The sequence below is a fragment of the Blautia sp. MCC270 genome, assembly GCF_018785605.1.
In the GTDB taxonomy this organism is placed as follows: domain Bacteria; phylum Bacillota; class Clostridia; order Lachnospirales; family Lachnospiraceae; genus Blautia_A; species Blautia_A fusiformis.
This window is the reverse complement of record NZ_WQQD01000089.1, coordinates 1-1,607: the sequence shown is the minus strand read 5'-3', so window position 1 is coordinate 1,607 and position 1,607 is coordinate 1. Positions and strand designations below refer to the sequence as shown.

1 protein-coding gene is annotated in these 1,607 nt (G+C 41.9%); it reads left to right on the top strand.

Annotated features, from left to right (window positions below; genetic code table 11):
• Nucleotides 1-101 precede the first annotated feature (101 nt).
• Nucleotides 102-1,427 (top strand): IS4 family transposase, encoded by a 1,326-nt coding sequence (locus GPK58_RS12630; protein WP_175443014.1) that lies wholly within the window; start codon nt 102-104, stop codon nt 1,425-1,427.
• The last annotated feature ends 180 nt before the right edge of the window (nt 1,428-1,607 follow it).

Genomic DNA, 1,607 nt, shown 5'->3' with positions numbered 1-1,607 from the left:
CAATGCCATTTAGTTAGAACATAGTATTCCAAAAGATTGCAATGTATGGTAAAAAAGAATTATACATTGCAATCTTTTTTTATACAAAAGGAGGCTCGCTTATGAACTCTACTTTTGCTTCCAGTTATGAATTGCTCCTGTCTGCTATTTCTGAATTAGAACTTCAGAAGGATTCTTTTGTCCTTCACCCTGGCGTTGATTTTTCGAGAAAACGTAAGATTTCCTTTCGGGATACGATCCTCTCTCTTTTAACCATGCAGGGTGGCTCTCTTTCTACTACATCCCATGACTTTTTCCAGCACAGGTTTCCTGCTGATATCCCTTCTCTTTCCGCTATCCACCAGCAAAGGGCCAAGCTTCTTCCAGATGCCATGAGTTACCTGTTTTATCATTTTACACAGAAACTTCCGGCAGGACATACTTATGATGGATTTCAGCTCCTGGCTTGTGACGGATCTGATCTGAACATCTGTTATGACCCTGCGGACAAAGAAAGCTGTAAACCTTCCGGCAATGGAAAAAGAGGCTCCAACCAGCTCCATCTCCATGCGCTGTATGATCTTTGTAATAAAAGATACACAGATATACGGATCGAAAAGACAATGGTCAGCAATGAATCCCGTGCCCTGGTCCAGATGCTGGGAAATATCAGCACCCCTGCCAGAACGATCATACTGGCTGACCGGGGATATGAAACTTATCACGTTTTTGCCCATATCATGGCAAAAGGCCTGTCTTTTGTTATCCGTACAAAGGATATCTCCCGCAGGGGAGGGATCTCGTATGGTTTCCGGCTGCCTGACAGGGAACTGGACGAAGACCTGGATTTTTTTATCACACGGAGCACGGTACATTCAAAAAAAGATCCTGTCCACTATAAAAAACTTTCCCCAAGCTCCGTGTTTGATTTCCTAGATCTGGAAAAAGACGGAAAACAGGCAGTCTATCCTATGAGATTAAGAATGGTACGGTTTTTACTGGATACCGGTGGATACGAATGTATCGTTACGAATCTTGAAAGAGAAGCATTCCCTCCGTGGAGGATCAGGGAATTATACCATTTGAGATGGGGAATCGAAACATCATTCCGAAAATTAAAGTATAGCCTGGGGCTTTCCCAGCTTCATTCAAAAAAGGCGGGATACGTAGAACAGGAGATATACGCGCGCGTCATTCTGTATAATTTCTGTGAATCCGTTACCCCACATGTAAGTACTCATCAGAAAAAAACAAAATACGCTTACCAGGTGAACTTCACCATGGCTGTACATATCTGTAAAGCTTTCCTTCAAAAAAGCAGTCCTACGATCTCGCCTCATATCGAGACACTCCTGTTACGCTACCTGGTCCCGGTCAAGCCCGGCCGGAAATTTCCCCGTACCAAAAAGAGGAAAGGCTTTGTAAGCTTTGCATACCGAGTGTCCTAATATAAGAATACTATAACTTTTTTTGGATAAAAACACAAGTTATTTAAAGGATAAAAGTACGATTTCTACCCCAAAGGGGAAGTTTGCGTATTTTTTCCTCTCAAAGCACTCCAAATATCAAAACATTACAGAATGTAACATAAAGAATCATCTACAAAATGTTCTATCTAAATGGCATTG